Annotated in this window: 14 protein-coding genes; 6 read left to right on the forward strand and 8 right to left on the reverse strand. The window is 62.0% G+C overall.

What is annotated here, in order from left to right:
• Positions 1 to 6 precede the first annotated feature (6 nt).
• From PMI35_RS30720 to PMI35_RS30705, 4 genes are all read right to left on the reverse strand, one after another.
• A complete protein-coding gene (locus PMI35_RS30720) occupies positions 7 to 705 on the reverse strand; it encodes an RraA family protein (RefSeq protein ID WP_008054680.1) in 699 nt (232 codons plus the stop codon).
• 14 nt (positions 706 to 719) lie between these two features.
• The gene (locus PMI35_RS30715) at positions 720 to 1,694 is read right to left on the reverse strand and encodes a hydroxyacid dehydrogenase (protein ID WP_008054681.1); all 975 of its coding nucleotides are present in this window, start codon (positions 1,692 to 1,694) and stop codon (positions 720 to 722) included.
• A 234-nt stretch (positions 1,695 to 1,928) separates the two neighbouring features.
• Positions 1,929 to 2,822, reverse strand: a complete 894-nt coding sequence (locus tag PMI35_RS30710) for a LysR family transcriptional regulator (protein ID WP_008054682.1) — start codon at positions 2,820 to 2,822, stop codon at positions 1,929 to 1,931.
• 76 nt (positions 2,823 to 2,898) lie between these two features.
• Positions 2,899 to 3,648, reverse strand: a complete 750-nt coding sequence (locus PMI35_RS30705) for a tetratricopeptide repeat protein (RefSeq protein WP_008054683.1) — start codon at positions 3,646 to 3,648, stop codon at positions 2,899 to 2,901.
• Between the two features lie 314 nt (positions 3,649 to 3,962).
• Between PMI35_RS30705 and speF the strand changes: the two genes are divergently transcribed.
• The 3 genes from speF to PMI35_RS30690 are packed head-to-tail and all read left to right on the forward strand — an operon-like array spanning position 3,963 to position 8,475.
• Positions 3,963 to 6,149: an ornithine decarboxylase SpeF gene (gene speF / locus PMI35_RS30700; protein WP_008054684.1), complete on the forward strand. Its 2,187-nt coding sequence runs from the start codon at positions 3,963 to 3,965 to the stop codon at positions 6,147 to 6,149.
• Between the two features lie 31 nt (positions 6,150 to 6,180).
• Positions 6,181 to 7,521 carry a putrescine-ornithine antiporter gene (potE, locus tag PMI35_RS30695; protein WP_008054685.1) on the forward strand — a complete coding sequence of 447 codons (1,341 nt, stop codon included), beginning with the start codon at positions 6,181 to 6,183 and terminating at the stop codon, positions 7,519 to 7,521.
• A 48-nt stretch (positions 7,522 to 7,569) separates the two neighbouring features.
• Complete coding sequence (locus tag PMI35_RS30690) at positions 7,570 to 8,475, forward strand: amino acid ABC transporter substrate-binding protein (RefSeq protein ID WP_008054686.1); 906 nt, start codon at positions 7,570 to 7,572, stop codon at positions 8,473 to 8,475.
• A gap of 7 nt (positions 8,476 to 8,482) precedes the next feature.
• Here PMI35_RS30690 and PMI35_RS30685 read toward each other — a convergent pair whose 3' ends face one another.
• Positions 8,483 to 9,268 carry a sulfite exporter TauE/SafE family protein gene (locus tag PMI35_RS30685; protein WP_008054687.1) on the reverse strand — a complete coding sequence of 262 codons (786 nt, stop codon included), beginning with the start codon at positions 9,266 to 9,268 and terminating at the stop codon, positions 8,483 to 8,485.
• Between the two features lie 111 nt (positions 9,269 to 9,379).
• Complete coding sequence (locus tag PMI35_RS30680; protein WP_008054688.1) at positions 9,380 to 10,120, reverse strand: hypothetical protein; 741 nt, start codon at positions 10,118 to 10,120, stop codon at positions 9,380 to 9,382.
• A gap of 323 nt (positions 10,121 to 10,443) precedes the next feature.
• On the opposite strand from PMI35_RS30680, the gene PMI35_RS30675 reads away from it, so the two are divergent.
• Both PMI35_RS30675 and PMI35_RS30670 read left to right on the forward strand, forming a co-directional pair.
• Positions 10,444 to 11,265 (forward strand): aldo/keto reductase, encoded by an 822-nt coding sequence (locus tag PMI35_RS30675; protein ID WP_008054689.1) that lies wholly within the window; start codon positions 10,444 to 10,446, stop codon positions 11,263 to 11,265.
• Positions 11,266 to 11,292: 27 nt separating this feature from the next.
• Entirely contained in the window at positions 11,293 to 11,763 is a 471-nt protein-coding gene (locus PMI35_RS30670) for a DUF1810 domain-containing protein (protein ID WP_008054690.1), read from the forward strand.
• Here PMI35_RS30670 and PMI35_RS30665 read toward each other — a convergent pair.
• Entirely contained in the window at positions 11,728 to 14,088 is a 2,361-nt protein-coding gene (locus PMI35_RS30665; RefSeq protein ID WP_162135886.1) for a DNA polymerase II, read from the reverse strand. The two genes, PMI35_RS30670 and PMI35_RS30665, sit on opposite strands and share 36 nt — an antisense overlap.
• Before the next feature lie 179 nt (positions 14,089 to 14,267).
• Here PMI35_RS30665 and PMI35_RS30660 point away from each other — a divergent pair, with 179 nt between their 5' ends.
• Complete coding sequence (locus PMI35_RS30660; RefSeq protein ID WP_008054692.1) at positions 14,268 to 14,708, forward strand: CBS domain-containing protein; 441 nt, start codon at positions 14,268 to 14,270, stop codon at positions 14,706 to 14,708.
• A 126-nt stretch (positions 14,709 to 14,834) separates the two neighbouring features.
• Here PMI35_RS30660 and PMI35_RS30655 read toward each other — a convergent pair whose 3' ends face one another.
• On the reverse strand, positions 14,835 to 15,458 hold the full coding sequence (locus tag PMI35_RS30655) for a glutathione S-transferase N-terminal domain-containing protein (protein ID WP_008054693.1): 624 nt from the start codon (positions 15,456 to 15,458) through the stop codon (positions 14,835 to 14,837).
• Positions 15,459 to 15,607 lie beyond the last annotated feature (149 nt).

The raw sequence follows: 15,607 nt of genomic DNA on the forward strand, positions 1-15,607 counted from the left end.
GTTCAGTCAGACCGGCAATCCCTTAGCCCGTAACAGGGCATTGAAGCGTTCGGGGTCAGCGGTGCCCTGCTCGTTGGTTTCGCGAATCCCCGCTTCACGCTGCAGGTGAGCCAGCGTTCTGGGCAACAGCGCCGCCGCGTCTGCTGCGGCAATGGCGATCACGCCGTCCGCATCGCCAAGCACCAGGTCGCCGGGTAATACGCACAAGCCCGCGCAGGCAATCGGCACGTTGATTTCCCCGGGGCCATCCTTGCTCGGACCGCGATGGGTGTGGCCGGCGGCGAATACCGGAACGATGCCCTCGGCGAGTTCTTCGAGGTCACGCACAGCGCCGTCGATAACGATCCCGCCCAGTTTCACCCGCAGCGCCGTGGTCCTCACCAGGCCACCGATAACCGCCTGGCTGACGTCACCGCCCCCATCGATCACCAGCACATCGCCGGGCTCGACCATCATCAGCGCCTTGTGCACCATCAGGTTGTCGCCTGGGCGAATGCGGATCGTAAAGGCCGGCCCGCAGAGTTTCAGCGACAGCTCTCCGTGATATGCCTTCAAGCCACGGGCGCCGACACTACGGCCCATGCAGTCGCCCGCGACCGCGACCGGGATGGCCCGGAACGCCTCAATCAACTCGGCCGGGAGACTGTCGACACGAGGGTTGATGCGATAGCCCGCGGGCCAGTGTTCATTGGAATAACCAGCCATGGACAAACTCCTGATCAGTTGCAGAGCACAGTCGGATTGACGCAGGCAGACGCCGATACCGCTGCGCCGTTGAGATAGCCGAGTACATTGCGCGCAGCACCTGCCGCCATGGCGGCCAGAGCCGCGGGGGTCGAGCCGCCGACGTGGGGCGTCAGCACGACGTTGTCCAGGCTGAGCAGCGGGCTGTCGGCGGGCAGCGGCTCGATGGCCATGGTGTCCAGCCCGGCGGCGTAAAGACGGCGCTCAAGCAGCGCGTCGATCAGCGCCGACTCGTCGATCACTTCGCCGCGTGCGGTATTGATCAGCAGCGCGTCCCGGGGCAGCAACGCCAGCTGCTCGGCACCGATGAACCCACGGGTTTTTTCCGTGAGCGGCACATGCAGGCTCAACACCTGGCTGCGGGGCAGCAGTTGCTCCAGCGATTCGACGCGTTCGGCACCTTGCAGATCGCTGTCTGCGGGTAGCAGCGGATCAAAGACCAGCACACTCATGCCAATCGCCTGGCAGGCCAGCGATACGCGCCGCGCCACCTGGCCAAAGCCGACCAGCCCTAATGTCCGGCCGCTCAACTCCAGGCCATCTTGCGCACGGGACCAACGCCCGTCGCGCAGCTCCTGGTCCATCCAGCTCACCCGGCGCGCAGCGGCGAACATCAGTGCCAGGGTCATTTCGGTGACCGATTGCGCATTGGCGCCGGGCGTCACGTACACCGGAATGCCGCGTGCGGTGGCCGCACCTACGTCAATGTTGCTGACACCCACTCCATGCTTGGAAATGACCTTGAGTGTCGGGCAAGCGGCGATCGCCGTGGCGGTCAGGTCGAGGGTGCGTGAAATCACTGCATCGACCGGCTCACGGGCGAGGATCTGTTCGATCTCCGTGGCGCCTTGACCTTGCGCGACGAACAGCACTCGGCAATGTTGCGCGTGCAGCAGATCAAGGCCGGCGGCCGCCAGTTTCGGGGCCGTGACCAGAATGGTATGGGGCATGAGTCAAGCCTTCAACGAGGGAAGTGGGCGAATAGGTGGGGCGAGCGGATTCAGCGGAACCTGAAGCGCAAGGCACTGCACAGATGAGGCGGACAACGTCATGGAGTGATCTCCGGCTTTTATTGTTATGCCCCCCACCGGGGAGTAGGCCGTCAGTATCACTGTGCAGATTGTTGGAATCTATTATCGAATTTTCAACAAATCATTCCCCTGAGGAATGTATTGATTGGACGTTCAAGCGTCGCCCTGCTGCTGGAGGATGTCGATAAAACGCCGCGTGGCGGGAGACAGGTAGGCATCGGTGCGATGGATCACACCGAAACGCCGAGGCATGGTGGTTTTTTCGTTGGGGATTTCGCTCAGCACATCGCCGGTGCTGGCCAGATTGCGCCGGGAAACGAAACTCAACAGGCCGGTTTCAGCGATCAGGTTGCGCATCGACGCCAGGGAGCTGGACACGATGGCAACGTCCGGTGCCGGGAGGCCATTAGCGCTGAACGCAGCTTCCAGCCATTGGCGCGTCGCCACCGAGGTGGGCGACAGAATCCAGCGATATTCGCACAACGCTTGCATCGGCACGTGCCGGCCTGCCAATGGGTGATTAGCGCTTGCGACCACCACCACTTCGTCGTTCAGGATCGCCAGTTCGCTCAGCTCTTCATCACGGGTTCCCAACGGCCCCACCACCAGGTCGAGCGCACCCTTGCGCAGGGAGTCGTGCAGCACGTCGTTCATGCCGATCTGGATCTCGAGCAACACCGCAGGCGCTTGTTCCTGAAGCAGGCGGCATGCCTTGGGCAAGACGAATTCGGCCGTGGTGGCCGCCGCCCCGACGCGAATGACGCCCGCCAGGCCCTTGCCCATCGCGGCCGTCTGACGCCGGGTTTCGTCCAGCAATCTTTCAACCTTCTGCGAGCGCTCACACAGCAGCTGACCGGCGCTGGTCAACCTGATCCCCCGCCCTACCCGCTCAAACAGCTCGGCGCCGTAGGCGTCTTCCAGCCGATCAATGCATTTGGATAGCGCCGACTGCGAAACATGCAGCACCTCCGCCGCTCGTCCCAGGTGGCCCAACTCGGCGATTTTCATGAAGTACGCCAAATCACGTATCTGAAGATTGATGCTCATCGAGGCACTGTTCCCTCACGCGAACCCAGAGTGGCGGGCAGGGTAACCCATCAAACAGGAACATGGGGCAGCAGGTTCAGCCCTGCATCAGGAAGGCGCCTGACGGAATCCGCTTTCGCAGCTTCTTGCAGTTGCCTGAGGGAGGCTGATGCCCAGGCGGGCGATCGGGGAACCAGATGCGGCATTGACCCGGCGGCGGCCAATGGCCGCGGGGAATCGCAATCTCATCGTTCGCGGGCTCTGGCTCGGCGGCAGCCACCTGAAATTGTCCTTCGGGCTGCGACCTGGCAGAGGCTGCAGAATCCGCCACGCGAGCGAAATTGCCAGCGAGGGGCCGCGTGTCTGCAGTGGATTGTTCAGCCGCCGCCCGTTCTGCTTCACGGAGCTTTTGCGCCTGCGCTTCGCGTGCTTTCTGTGCGGCGACCAGGTCTTCCTGGGCCTTGGGCGGGGTACCCGAAGCCTGGGCCTGCTGCGCCGCCTGGATCAACTGGAAGTTGCGGTTGCGCAGTTCGATGTTGCTTCCAACCCGCAGGTTCGAGCGCGCCGCCAGGGTTTCCGCTTGCTGGTACTGCCCCTGTTGCAGGCGCAGCACACCGAGATAATGCAGGGTCGCGGGATTGTTCGGCTGGATATGCAGGGCACGTTCCAGCGTGGCGGCGGCCTGGTCCAGCTGGCCATCTTCATACTGGCGCGAGGCGGTCTCGATCAGGGTGGTGGATGCGCTGTTGCTTTGCGCGGGCGTTCGTCGCTCGGCAGCCACCGAGGAAAACGACACGACGGCGCAGCACGCCAGGATGAGGCTTGGCAGAAAACGCAGGGTTGGCATCGGGGGCAGACTCGGCTGATGTCGGACGGCACGGCCATGAAAGCAGGCCACCAGCACTGCTCGGAATCTCCGATGCAGGGCCCCTACTGACCTCGCCAACAGCCTGAAGTTCCCGGCCACAGGCCGTTTTAGGCAGTGTTCGCCCAATACCCATTGATCAGCCAAGCCCGGCTTTTTTAAAAAGCATTAAATTTTCAACTTTAAAAAAATTGAACTATACCCAATGGGCAGCTGTACCTCGCCCGGTCCCAAGCACCTGTGCAGGCGTTTGTACCCGGTATCTCATCGTCAAAACAGACCAGGAGCCACTGGTTATGAATGTTTTGAAAGTTGCTGCGAGCGATGCTGTCCTGGAGTGCTTCCAGACGTCCCGCCCGATTGTTGCCCTGGATCAAACTGACTTTACCGACGTCGCCGCTGCGGTGCTGACCGTGGACGATGTGATGGGCGGCGCGCTGGATGCCATTCAACGAACCGGCTTCGACATCCCGCTGTTTCTGGTGGTGCCTCGCGGTGGCGCGGGCAATCGTGCACTGGATATCTACAAGCGTTTGCACGAGGTGATCCTGCTGGTCAACGGCGTGTTTGACCTCTCCAGCTACAATGCCGAGTACTATGGCAACCAGCTCGAAACCGCCGCCAAGGCCTATGAAGAGAATTTGCTGCCGCCCTTCTTCGACGCCCTCAAACACTACACCGAGGCCGCCAATGCGACCTTCGCCTGCCCCGGTCACCAGGGCGGCCAGTTCTTTCGCAAGCACCCCGCCGGTCGTCAGTTCTTCGATTTCTTCGGCGAAACCCTGTTCCGCGCCGACATGTGCAACGCCGACGTCAAGCTCGGCGACCTGCTGATCCACGAAGGCCCGGCCCTGCTGGCGCAGAAGCATGCCGCCAACGTGTTCAACGCAGACAAGACCTACTTCGTGCTCAACGGCACCTCGGCTTCGAACAAGGTGGTGACCAACGCGCTGCTGACGCCTGGCGACCTGGTGCTGTTCGATCGCAACAACCATAAATCCAACCATCAGGGGGCGTTGATCCAGGCCGGTGCCACGCCGGTGTACCTGGAAACAGCGCGCAACCCCTACGGTTTCATCGGTGGCATCGACGCCCATTGCTTCGAGGAAAACTACCTGCGCGAACTGGTCAATGAAGTCGCCCCGGACAAGGCCCGGCTGCCACGGCCGTTTCGCCTGGCGATCATCCAGTTGGGCACCTATGACGGCACCATCTACAACGCGCGCCAGGTGGTCGACCGCATCGGCAAGCTGTGCGACTACATCCTGTTCGACTCGGCATGGGTGGGCTATGAACAGTTCATCCCGATGATGAAGGATTGCTCGCCCATGCTGCTGGATCTGGGTGAAGACGACCCGGGGATTTTCGTCACCCAATCGGTGCACAAACAGCAGGCCGGCTTCTCCCAGGCCTCGCAGATCCACAAGAAGGACCGCCACATCAAGGGCCAGGCGCGCTACTGCAATCACGCGCGCTTGAACAACGCGTTCATGGCCCAGGCCTCCACCAGCCCGTTCTACCCGCTGTTCGCCTCGCTGGATGTGAATGCGCGCATCCACGCCGGCCGCAGTGGCTTGCGCCTGTGGGAAGACTGCGTGAAATTCGGCATCAACGCGCGCAAGCTGATCCTCGAGGCCTGCACCCTGGTGCGTCCGTTCGTGCCGGAAACCATCGACGGCCGCCCTTGGCAGGACCACCCCACCGACGCCATCGCCAATGACCTGCGCTTCTTCGAGTTCCACCCCAAGGATCGCTGGCACGCCTTCCCCGGTTATGCCGACAAGCAGTACTTCATCGACCCCTGCAAGCTGCTGTTCACCACCCCCGGCATTGACCCGATTGACGGCAGTTACACCGATTTCGGCATCCATGCCGGCATCCTGGCCAACTTCCTGCGCCAGAACGGCATCGTCCCGGAGAAGTGCGACCTCAACTCGATCCTGTTCCTGCTCACGCCCGCCGAAGACTGGGCGAAGATGAGCCACCTGGCCGCGCAGCTGGCGCGCTTCGAGCAGTTCCTTGCCGATGATGCACCCATGAGCCGGGTGCTGCCGGCCATCTACGCACGCCATGAAGACCGCTACCGCAACTACACCATCCGCCAGCTCTGCCAGGAAATGCACGACCTCTACCGCAGCCATAACGTGCAGCAACTGCAGAAGGACATGTTCCGCAAGGAACACTTCCCGAAAAAAGCCATGAACCCGCAGCAAGCGCAGATCGAATTCATCCGCGGCAACGTCGAGCTGGTGGCGCTGAGCGATGCCGATGGCCGGATCGCCGCCGAGGGCGCGCTGCCCTACCCACCGGGTGTGCTGTGCGTGGTGCCGGGGGAAATCTGGGGTGGCGCGGTACTCAAGTACTTCCTGGCGCTGGAAGAAGGCATCAACGCTTTGCCCGGGTTCACGCCGGAACTGCAGGGCGTGTACCTGAAAGAACAAAGCGGCCGTATTCGCGCCTATGGGTATGTGCTCAAGAGCTGATCCTCGACTTGAACAGGGCAAGGAGTGTGCGATGGCTGATTCAAGCAAGAAAATGGGCCTGATGGGGCTCACCACCCTGGTCACGGTCAACATGATGGGGTCAGGCATCATCATGCTGCCCACCAACATGGCCCAACTCGGGGCAGTCTCGCTGTTGTCGTGGATTTTCACGGCGATCGGCTCGATGGCCATCGCGTATTGCTTCGCCCAGTGCGGGGTGTTCTGCTCGCGATCCGGCGGCTTGTCCGCCTACACCGAAGAAGCCCATGCGAAGTCGGGGTTCTTCCTCTGCTCGTACCTGTACTTCCTGTCACTGGCGATCGCCAACGTCGCAGTGGCGATCTCGGCGGTGGGCTACATGAGCGCCTTCCTGCCCTGGCTCAGCAGCGGAGCCATCCCGCTTTTCGTCGGCACGGTCGCACTGATCTGGATCACCATCATCGCCAACTTCGGCGGTCCGAGCATTACCGGCAAGATCGGCGCTTTCACCGTGTGGGGCGTGATCATTCCGGTGGCGGGCCTGAGCATCATCGGCTGGTTCTGGTTCGACGCCAAACTGCTGGAAGCCGCCTGGAACCCCAACAACCTGGCGATTTCCGAAGCCATCGGCAAGGCCATCCCCCTGACCCTGTGGGCCTTCCTGGGCATGGAGTCGGCAGCCCAGGCCACCGACGCGGTGGAAGACCCCAAGCGCAATGTACCGCTGGCCTGCCTGTTCGGCACCCTGGGCGCCGCCACGGTCTATGTGCTGTCGACCACGGTCATCCAGGGCATCATTCCCAACGCCGAACTGGCCAATTCCTCGGCGCCCTTCGCGCTGGTCTACGCCAAGATGTTCAGCCCGTTGGTGGGTAACATCGTCATGGCCCTGGCGATCATGGCGTGCATTGGCTCGCTGCTCGGCTGGCAGTTCACCCTGGCACAAACCGCGAAGATGACCGCCGACCAGAACCTGTTCCTCAAGCTGTTCAGCAAGGTCAACGCGAGCAATGCGCCAGTGATCGGCATGATCGTCTGCGGCGTGTTGCAGACGATCATGGCCGTGTCGACCATCTCACCCGATGCCGCGGCACAGTTCAGCAAACTGGTCAGCCTGGCGGCGGTGACCAACCTGATTCCGTACATAACGGCGCTGACCGGCTTGCTGGTGATCATGCACAAGGCCCAGGTGGGGCCCGCGGTGTACTCGCGCAACCTGGTGGTGCTGCTGGTGGCGGTGGCCTATTCGTTATATGCCCTGTATGCCTGCGGCAAGGATGCGGTATTTGGCGGCACCCTGGTGCTCGCCTTGGGTTACCTGCTCTATGGCTTCCTCGCCAAGCGTTTCGTCGACGTGCCACCCGCCGCCCAGGCCAGGACCGGCAATGTCTAGGCATTGCAACCAGGACTGCACAGACATCCGTACACGGGGAAACCGGACATGAACGTAGCCTTTGCAAAAACCACGCGCCTGCTGCTTACCCTGGTGTTCACCGCGCTGCCGCTGGTGGCGGGTGCCAACACCCTGGAACGCATACGCACCAGCAATGCCTTTACTCTGGGCTACGTGCCGGACCTGTCGCCCTTCAGCGTTGCCCAAGGCGACAAAGCCAGCGGTTATGCCATCGACCTGTGCCTGAAGATCGCCGACAAGCTCAAGACCGAGCTCAACCTGCCCAACCTGCAGGTGCGCTACCAGCCCGTCACGGTGGCCGAAGAGACCAGCGCGGTGAAACTGGGCAAGGTCGACATCCTCTGCACGCCGACCCCGCCGACCCTCGAGCGGCGCAAGACCATCAGCTACTCGATACCGGTGTACACCGCCGGCCTCTCGGTACTGGTGCGCAAGGATGCCGCCGAACCGCTGCTCAACGCGCTCAACGGCAAGGAGGCCAACCCCGGCCCGACCTGGCGGGCGACGATCAACCGCGGACTGGCCAACCAGACCTACGCCACCATCGAGGGCGGAGTGACTGAGGACTGGATTCGCGAACGGATGCGCATGCTCGGCGTGATCGCTTCGCTGGTGACCGTGGCCAATACCGAAGAAGGCGCCGGGCTGGTGGCCGCGCGCAAGGCCGATGCGTTCTTCGCCGAACGCATGTTTTTGAAAAACCAGGTGGAAAAAGGCGGCGCCAACAATGACCTGATGGTCCTGGACCGCATCTTCGAGTACGCCCCGGTGGCCATGATCGTCGAGCGCGGTGACGAGGACTTCCGCCTGCTGGTCGATACGGCACTGAGCGAGGCTTATCGCTCTGGTGCCATCGAGCAGGGGTACGACAAGTACCTGGGCGGGATCAACGGGACGATGAAAAAACTGTTCAGGGTGTATGCATTGCCTTGAACGGTTTTTAGAACGCCAATTTGTAGCCGATCAATACCAGCATCGTCGCCAGGCAAGGGCGTAACCATTCATCGGAGATGCGCCCGGTCAGGTGGCTGCCCAGGTAAATCCCCGGCAACGAACCGACCAGCAAATAACCGAGCACGTGCCAGTCCATGTTGCCCATGCTCGCATGGCCAAGGCCGGCGACCAGGGTCAGGGGGACGGCGTGGGCGATTTCCGTGCCGACCAGGCGGCGGGTCGGCAGCAACGGGTAGAGGATGAACAACGCCACGGTGCCCAGGGCGCCAGCGCCGATCGAGGTCAGCGCGACCATGGTGCCCAGGACCAGGCCCGTGATCACGGTCAGGACATTCAGCCGCGCACCGCTGGGCTTGTAGTTGCCGCCCGCGCGCTTGTGGGCGAAATCGAGCAGGCGTTTCTTGAACAGGATCGCCAACGCCGTGGCGAACAGGACAAAGCCCAATGCCTGTTTGATGATCGCATTCATCGCGTCGGGTGCTTCGTTCAGGCTGCTCAGGAACCACAACGTCAACGCCACCGCCGGCACGCTACCGAGGGTCAACCAACCGGTAATCGACCAGTCGATGTTGTTGTTCTTCCTGTGCACCAGCACGCCACTGGATTTGGTGATGGCCGCGTACAGCAGATCGGTACCCACCGCGGTGGCCGGGTTGATGCCGAACCACAACAAAATAGGCGTCATCAACGACCCGCCACCGACGCCGGTCATGCCGACGATAAAGCCAACCACCAGCCCGGCCACGACCAACCCGATATTCAACAGATCCATTGATACGTCCAAAAACCACAGGGAATAACTGGCCCGCAGCATAGCGACATTTCTTATAACCAGTTATATCGATGCGATCTAACTTTATATCCCGATCGCATCCCGCTCCTGTCACTGCACCGGCAGGAAATTCAGGAACATCAGGCTCTGGGCATAATTCAAGCCGATCCGCCGGTAGCGTTCGTCGAGCATCTGGGTCAGCAGGTCCAGCCGCGCGACGATCTTGCCGAACTCCACGGCAAAACTCAGGTTGCTGCCCTCCTCCGAGATTTCGTTGGAGAACAGCATGGGCTGGCCGTCCTTGTTCTGCCGCTGGCTGAGGATCCAGGTGGCGATCTCGATGTTGCGCGCGGCATTGCTGACGAACGTCGGGTTGATCGCGTCCGTCATGTAGAACTCCAGGCGATTGCCATGGGCGGTCACCAGCATGCTGCCAATGGCGTAGATGAATGCACCGACCCGATCACCGAGAAACTCCGGGCTCATGGCAAACCGCAGCGCCGCCAGATCCTTCTTGCCCCCCAGTGTGGGCAACGGCTCCTGCTGCTCAATGGCCATGCGCACCTGCTTACCCGCGGTGCGGGCATCCAGGAAGCCGGATTTTTTCAACTCCTCGGGGTTGCGCAGGTACAGCTTGCCCATCAGCAGGTAAAGGCTGTCGAGGTTGTCGCGCATGGTCAGCGTGGCCATGCGGTCGACGCTGGTTTGCAGGAACTCCTGGGGTTTGCCATCGCGTATCTGGGTGAAAAGGTCGTTGCCTGGCTGATGGCTGCAACCACTGGCCAGGAGCAACGACAGGCCGGCCAGCAGCAGGCGGATTGAGCGATTGATGTGGGGTGAAACTCGAGCCATGGGTATTGAACTTGGGCATGGGCCGATGGTGGGGATCGCCGTCGGCTGGCAAGGGATAGAGCCGTTGGTGGCGCAAAAGTGCGGTGGGGAGGGTTGCGAATCGATCACCGGCAGTTGTAGGAGCGAGCACGCTCGCGAGAAACCTGAGAGCACCACGGGTTGTCAGGCTCCCCGCGTCATCGTTGACCTCCATCGCGAGCATGCTCGCTCCTACAGTTTGATCGAGTGCACCTGCGGGAGATTGGTCGACTATCAGGCCCTCAGGAGGGAACCCGAGGGACTATCCTGATGCCAACCGCAATAATGACCACAAGGAGCAAAGCATGCGCACCCAGCAATTGGCCGGCACCCAGGTACCTGTCATCGGCCAGGGCACCTGGCAAATGGGCGAGGACCCCGCCCGCCATCAAGCGGAAGTTGCCGCGCTACGCCTGGGCATCGAACTGGGCATGACCTTGATCGACACCGCCGAAATGTACGGCGAAGGCGGTGCCGAGCTCGTGGTGGGTGACGCCATCGCCGGCCAGCGCGACCGGGTCTTTCTCGTCAGCAAGGTCTACCCGCACAACGCCAGTCGCCAGGGCATCCCCCAGGCGTGCGAGCGCAGCCTGCGCCGGTTGAAGACCGAGACCCTCGACCTATACCTGTTGCATTGGCGTGGCCAGTATCCCCTGGAAGAAACGGTGGAGGCCTTCGAACGCCTGCGTGAAGCCGGCAAGATCCGCCGTTGGGGCGTGTCCAACCTTGATCTCGACGACCTGCACGAACTGAACGCATCGGCCTGCGCCACCAATCAAGTGCTCTACAACCTGGAGGAACGTGGCATAGAATTTGATCTATTACCCTGGTGCAAGGAGCAGCGCATGCCGGTCATGGCCTACTGCCCGATCGGCCAGGCAGGGAAAATGCTGGCCAATGCTACGCTCAAACAAGTAGCTGCCCGCCACGACGCCACGCCGGCCCAGGTTTCGCTGGCATGGCTGCTGCGTCAGGACGGCGTGATTGCCATCCCCAAGGCCGTCCGCCCCGAACACGTGCAGCTCAATGCGCAGGCGGCGCAATTGAAGTTGGAGGCTGGGGATCTGGAGGCGCTGGACCAAGCGTTTCAGGCGCCCAAACGCAAGCAGCGGTTGGCCATGGTCTAAGCCATCGCGGTGACAGAGGGCTTCCACATGAGAAGCACCGATCAACCGGACGTCTTTAACCTGCAACGCTTCGTCCAGGCGCAGAACCCGGTGTTCGAGCGGGTCCAGGCTGAACTGGACGCCGGCCACAAGCGCAGTCACTGGATGTGGTTCGTTTTTCCGCAGTTTGCCGGGCTGGGTGATAGCGAAATGTCACGACGCTTCGCGATCCGTTCCCGGGAAGAAGCGCAGGCCTACCTCGCACATCCGCTACTGGGTGTGCGGCTGAGAACCTGTACCCAGCAGGTGCTGAACATCCAGCAACGCTCGGTGGCGGCGATTTTCGGCCACCCCGACGACCTGAAATTTCGTTCCTCGATGACCTTGTTCGCCCAGGTCGCGGCTGACGACAGTCTCTTTCATCAAGCCCTGAACCAGTATTTTCACGGCATCGTGGACGACTGGACCCTGTCGCTGATGGACTCAAAACAGGCCCAGTTGCCCCCCCACCAGGGTTGAGAAGTCGTCATCGACAAATGGCAGGATGGCGTCCGCCACCGGTTGCAGTTGCCGGGTGATGTAGTGGTCGTAGTCGATGGGCGCACTGCGGATTTCGAGCGGCTCGGGGCCGGCAACGGTGATGACGTAGCTGATCCAGCCGCCATTCTGGTACTGCCGCGGACGGCCCTGGCGATCGTTGTATTCGTCGGCAATCCGCGCCGCCCGGACATGCGGCGGGACGTTGCGCTGGTAGTCGTCCAGCGTGCGGCGCAGACGCTTGCGGTAGATCAGGCGGTCGTCGAACTCTCCGGCCAGGGTCTTGCGCACGTACTCACGCACATAGTCCTGGTAGGGCTTGCGGTGGAAGATCAGCGAATACAGCTCCTGCTGGAATTGCCGGGCCAGCAGCGACCAGTCGGTGCGCACGGTTTCCAGGCCCTTGTAGACCATTTCGTCGGTGCCATCGGCGCGCGTGACCAATCCCGCGTAACGCTTCTTGCTGCCCTCCTCCGCACCGCGAATGGTCGGCATGAGGAAACGTTTGTAGTGGGTTTCGAATTGCAGCTCCAGCACGCTCTCCAACCCATACTCTTTACGCACGTGCTCGCGCCACCACTGGTTGACGTGATCGACCAGCGCGCGGCCGATCTGCGCGGCCTCCTGCTGGCCGTGGGCGCGCCGCAGCCAGACGAAGGTCGAGTCGGTGTCGCCGTAGATCACCGTGTGGCCCTGGGCCTCGATCAGCTTGCGGGTGCGCAGCATGATCTCGTGGCCACGCAAGGTAATCGACGACGCCAGGCGCGTGTCGAAGAAGCGGCACCCACTGGAACCGAGCACACCGTAGAACGCGTTCATGATGATCTTCAGCGCCTGGGACAACGGCGCGTTGTGCTCGCGCTTGGCGGTTTCCCGGCCTTCGGCGACCCGGGCGACGATGGCGGGCAGGCAATGCCGGGTACGGGAAAACCGCGCGCCGCGAAAACCCGGCACCGAATCCTGGTCATCGGGGTGCTTGAGCCCTTCGATCAGGCCCACCGGGTCAATGAGGAAGGTGCGGATGATCGACGGGTAGAGGCTTTTGTAGTCGAACACCAGCACCGACTCGTACAGCCCCGGTTGCGAGTCCATGACAAAACCGCCGGGGCTGGCTTGCGCCGGCTTGCTGCCCAGGTTGGGCGCGACAAAGCCCTGGCGGTGCATCAGCGGCATGTAGAGGTGGGTGAACGCCGCCACCGAACCGCCCATGCGATCGGCCGGCAACCCGGTGACACTGGCCCGTTCCAGCAGGAACTTGAGCAGCTCGGTCTTGGCGAAGATCCGCGTGACCAGCTCGCAGTCCTTGAGGTTGTATTTGGCCAGCGCCGGCTTGTCCTCGGCGAACATGCGGTTGATTTCATCCATGCGCTGGTACGGGTTATCGATCGACTTGCCTTCGCCCAGCAGGGTTTGCGCGACGTTTTCCAGGCTGAACGAGGGGAAGCTCCAGGTCGCCGAGCGCAAGGACTCGATGCCGTCGATGATCAGCCGGCCGGCGGCGGATGCAAAGTAATGGTTGCCGCTGCCGTGTTCGCGCCATTGCATTTCCTCGCCGCCACGCCCCAGTTTCAGCGGCACGGCGAGGCGCCGGGCGTGTTCATGCAACACCCGCAGGTCGAACTGCACGACGTTCCAGCCGATGATGGCGTCGGGGTCGTGGCGGGCGAACCATTCATTGAGCTTTTTCAGCAGCTGGGTTCGCGACTCGCAGTATTCGAGCTGGAAATCCACCGCACTGTGGTCGCCATTGGGCGGGCCGAGCATATAGACCTGACGCTCGCCGCAGCCTTCCAGGGCAATGGAATACAACTCGGCCTGGGCGGTGGTTTCGATGTCCAGGGACACCAGTTTAAGGCTGGGTCGGTAGTCGGGGTCGGGTTTCATCTGCGCATCGAGCAGCAGGCCGTCAGCCCCCGGTGTGCCGTCAAAACGTACGGGCGCGGTGATGAACCGTTCCATCATGTAGCGCTCGGGCGGACGCACGTCGGCCTCGTACACCTCGACGCCCGCCCTGCGCAATGCGGTTTCCAGGCGCATCAGTTGCCCGTGCTGCCGGCAATACAGGCCGAGCACCGGACGATGGTCGAAGTCCTGCAGGGCCAGGGGCTTGAGCTCGACGTTTTTTTCGTCGCGCAACAGCACCTCGGCCTGCTCGCGCTGATCAGCCTTGATGAACGCCACCGACGGCTGATGAGGCAGGCGGATGCGCCGGGGACCGCTGTCGGTCGCCAGCCAGAACTCGACTTCGGTGCCCGCCGGCGTGTCGCGCCAATGCCGGGTCAGGACGAAGCCCTGCGGTAAATCCACCACTGCAAACCTCGGTTTTTATCCAGGCGGGTAATTCTACGCGTCATCCACAGAGATAGCGCCCACAGAAAAAAACCGCCCAATGACGTTTTTTGCGTGCTATCTGCCGCTTTTGCCCTTGCCCTGAACGCCTGGGTCTACGATCCTTCAAGAACAACGACAACACCCGGGAAACCGCCATGAAAACCGTCGCGCAACTGCTCAAGATGAAAGATCCGAAGAACCAGGAAGTGCACCAGATCAAGCCTGATCACATGGTGCTCGAAGCGCTGATGAAGATGGCCGAAAAGAACGTCGGTGCCTTGCTCGTGGTGGACAATGACGAGGTGGTGGGCATCATCAGCGAACGCGACTACGCGCGAAAATTGGTGCTGCATGGCCGCTCCTCCGTGGGCACGCCGGTACGCGACATCATGGTATCGAACGTCATCACCGTGGACACCCACCAGACCGTCGACACCTGCCTGGGCATCATGTCCGACAAGCGCTTGCGCCACCTGCCTGTGGTGGAAAACGGCAAGTTGATCGGCCTGCTGTCGATCGGCGACCTGGTCAAGGAAGCCATCGCCGAACAAGCCGAACTGATTCGCCAGCTGGAGCAGTACATCCGCGGCGAATAATTTGCCCCCTGTAGAAGCGAGCATGCTCGCGATGGTCGTCAACGATAACGCTGGATGGCTGATGCCCCGCGGCGTTCTCAGGTTTATCGCGAGCATGCTCGCTCCTACAGGGGGGAATTGTTGTAACTACGACGGCCAATGCCTGGCAAACACCGGCGCCAACGTCGGATGCCGGTCAATCCGTTCCAGCCAGGCGGAAAAACCTGGCCGGGTCCGGCGTAAATGCTCGCGGCTGCCTGCCCACCGCGTGATCACCGCCGCCAGCACATCCAGCGCGCCCGGCGTCTCGTCCCCCAGATACAACTCGGCGGAAAACTGGTCGGCAAACACCTCCCAACTCCAGTGAAGACGCTGCCGGGCACCGGCCATGAGGTTTTGCCGCGACGACTCATCCGCACTGGCCAGCCAGCGCTCCGGGTAATCGATGATGCCGATGGCCGCGTAACAATTGCTGACGATGAACGCCAGGCCGCGAATGGCCTGGTCACGGTCTGCAGGGGCAGCCGGCAACAGGTTCGACTGGGGAAACGTCAGCCCGAGATGGATCAGGATCGCCGCACTCTCGGTGAGGATGCTTCCGTTGGGCAACTGCAACGTCGGAATCTGCTTGAGCGGATTGAGTTTCTCCAGCGCCTGGGCGGCCTCCGGGGAGGTCTCGACATCGATGAAGCGATAGGCGATCTCACAAAGCTCCAGTGCGGCCTCGATCGCGGCCGCGCCCGAGTTCTGATGCCCGTAGAGTTGATACATACACACCTCCTGTTGGCCGCGATCAGCACCAGCTAACCAGTGTAGAAGGCGCCATCGACCACGGCCCGAACGTCCGACGACTGCAACATCACGCCCACGAACGGTATCGCCGCGCCCCTATCAATAACGTCGATGTTCACCATCACGTC

It is taken from the genome of Pseudomonas sp. GM78, assembly GCF_000282475.1.
Taxonomy (GTDB): Bacteria; Pseudomonadota; Gammaproteobacteria; order Pseudomonadales; family Pseudomonadaceae; genus Aquipseudomonas.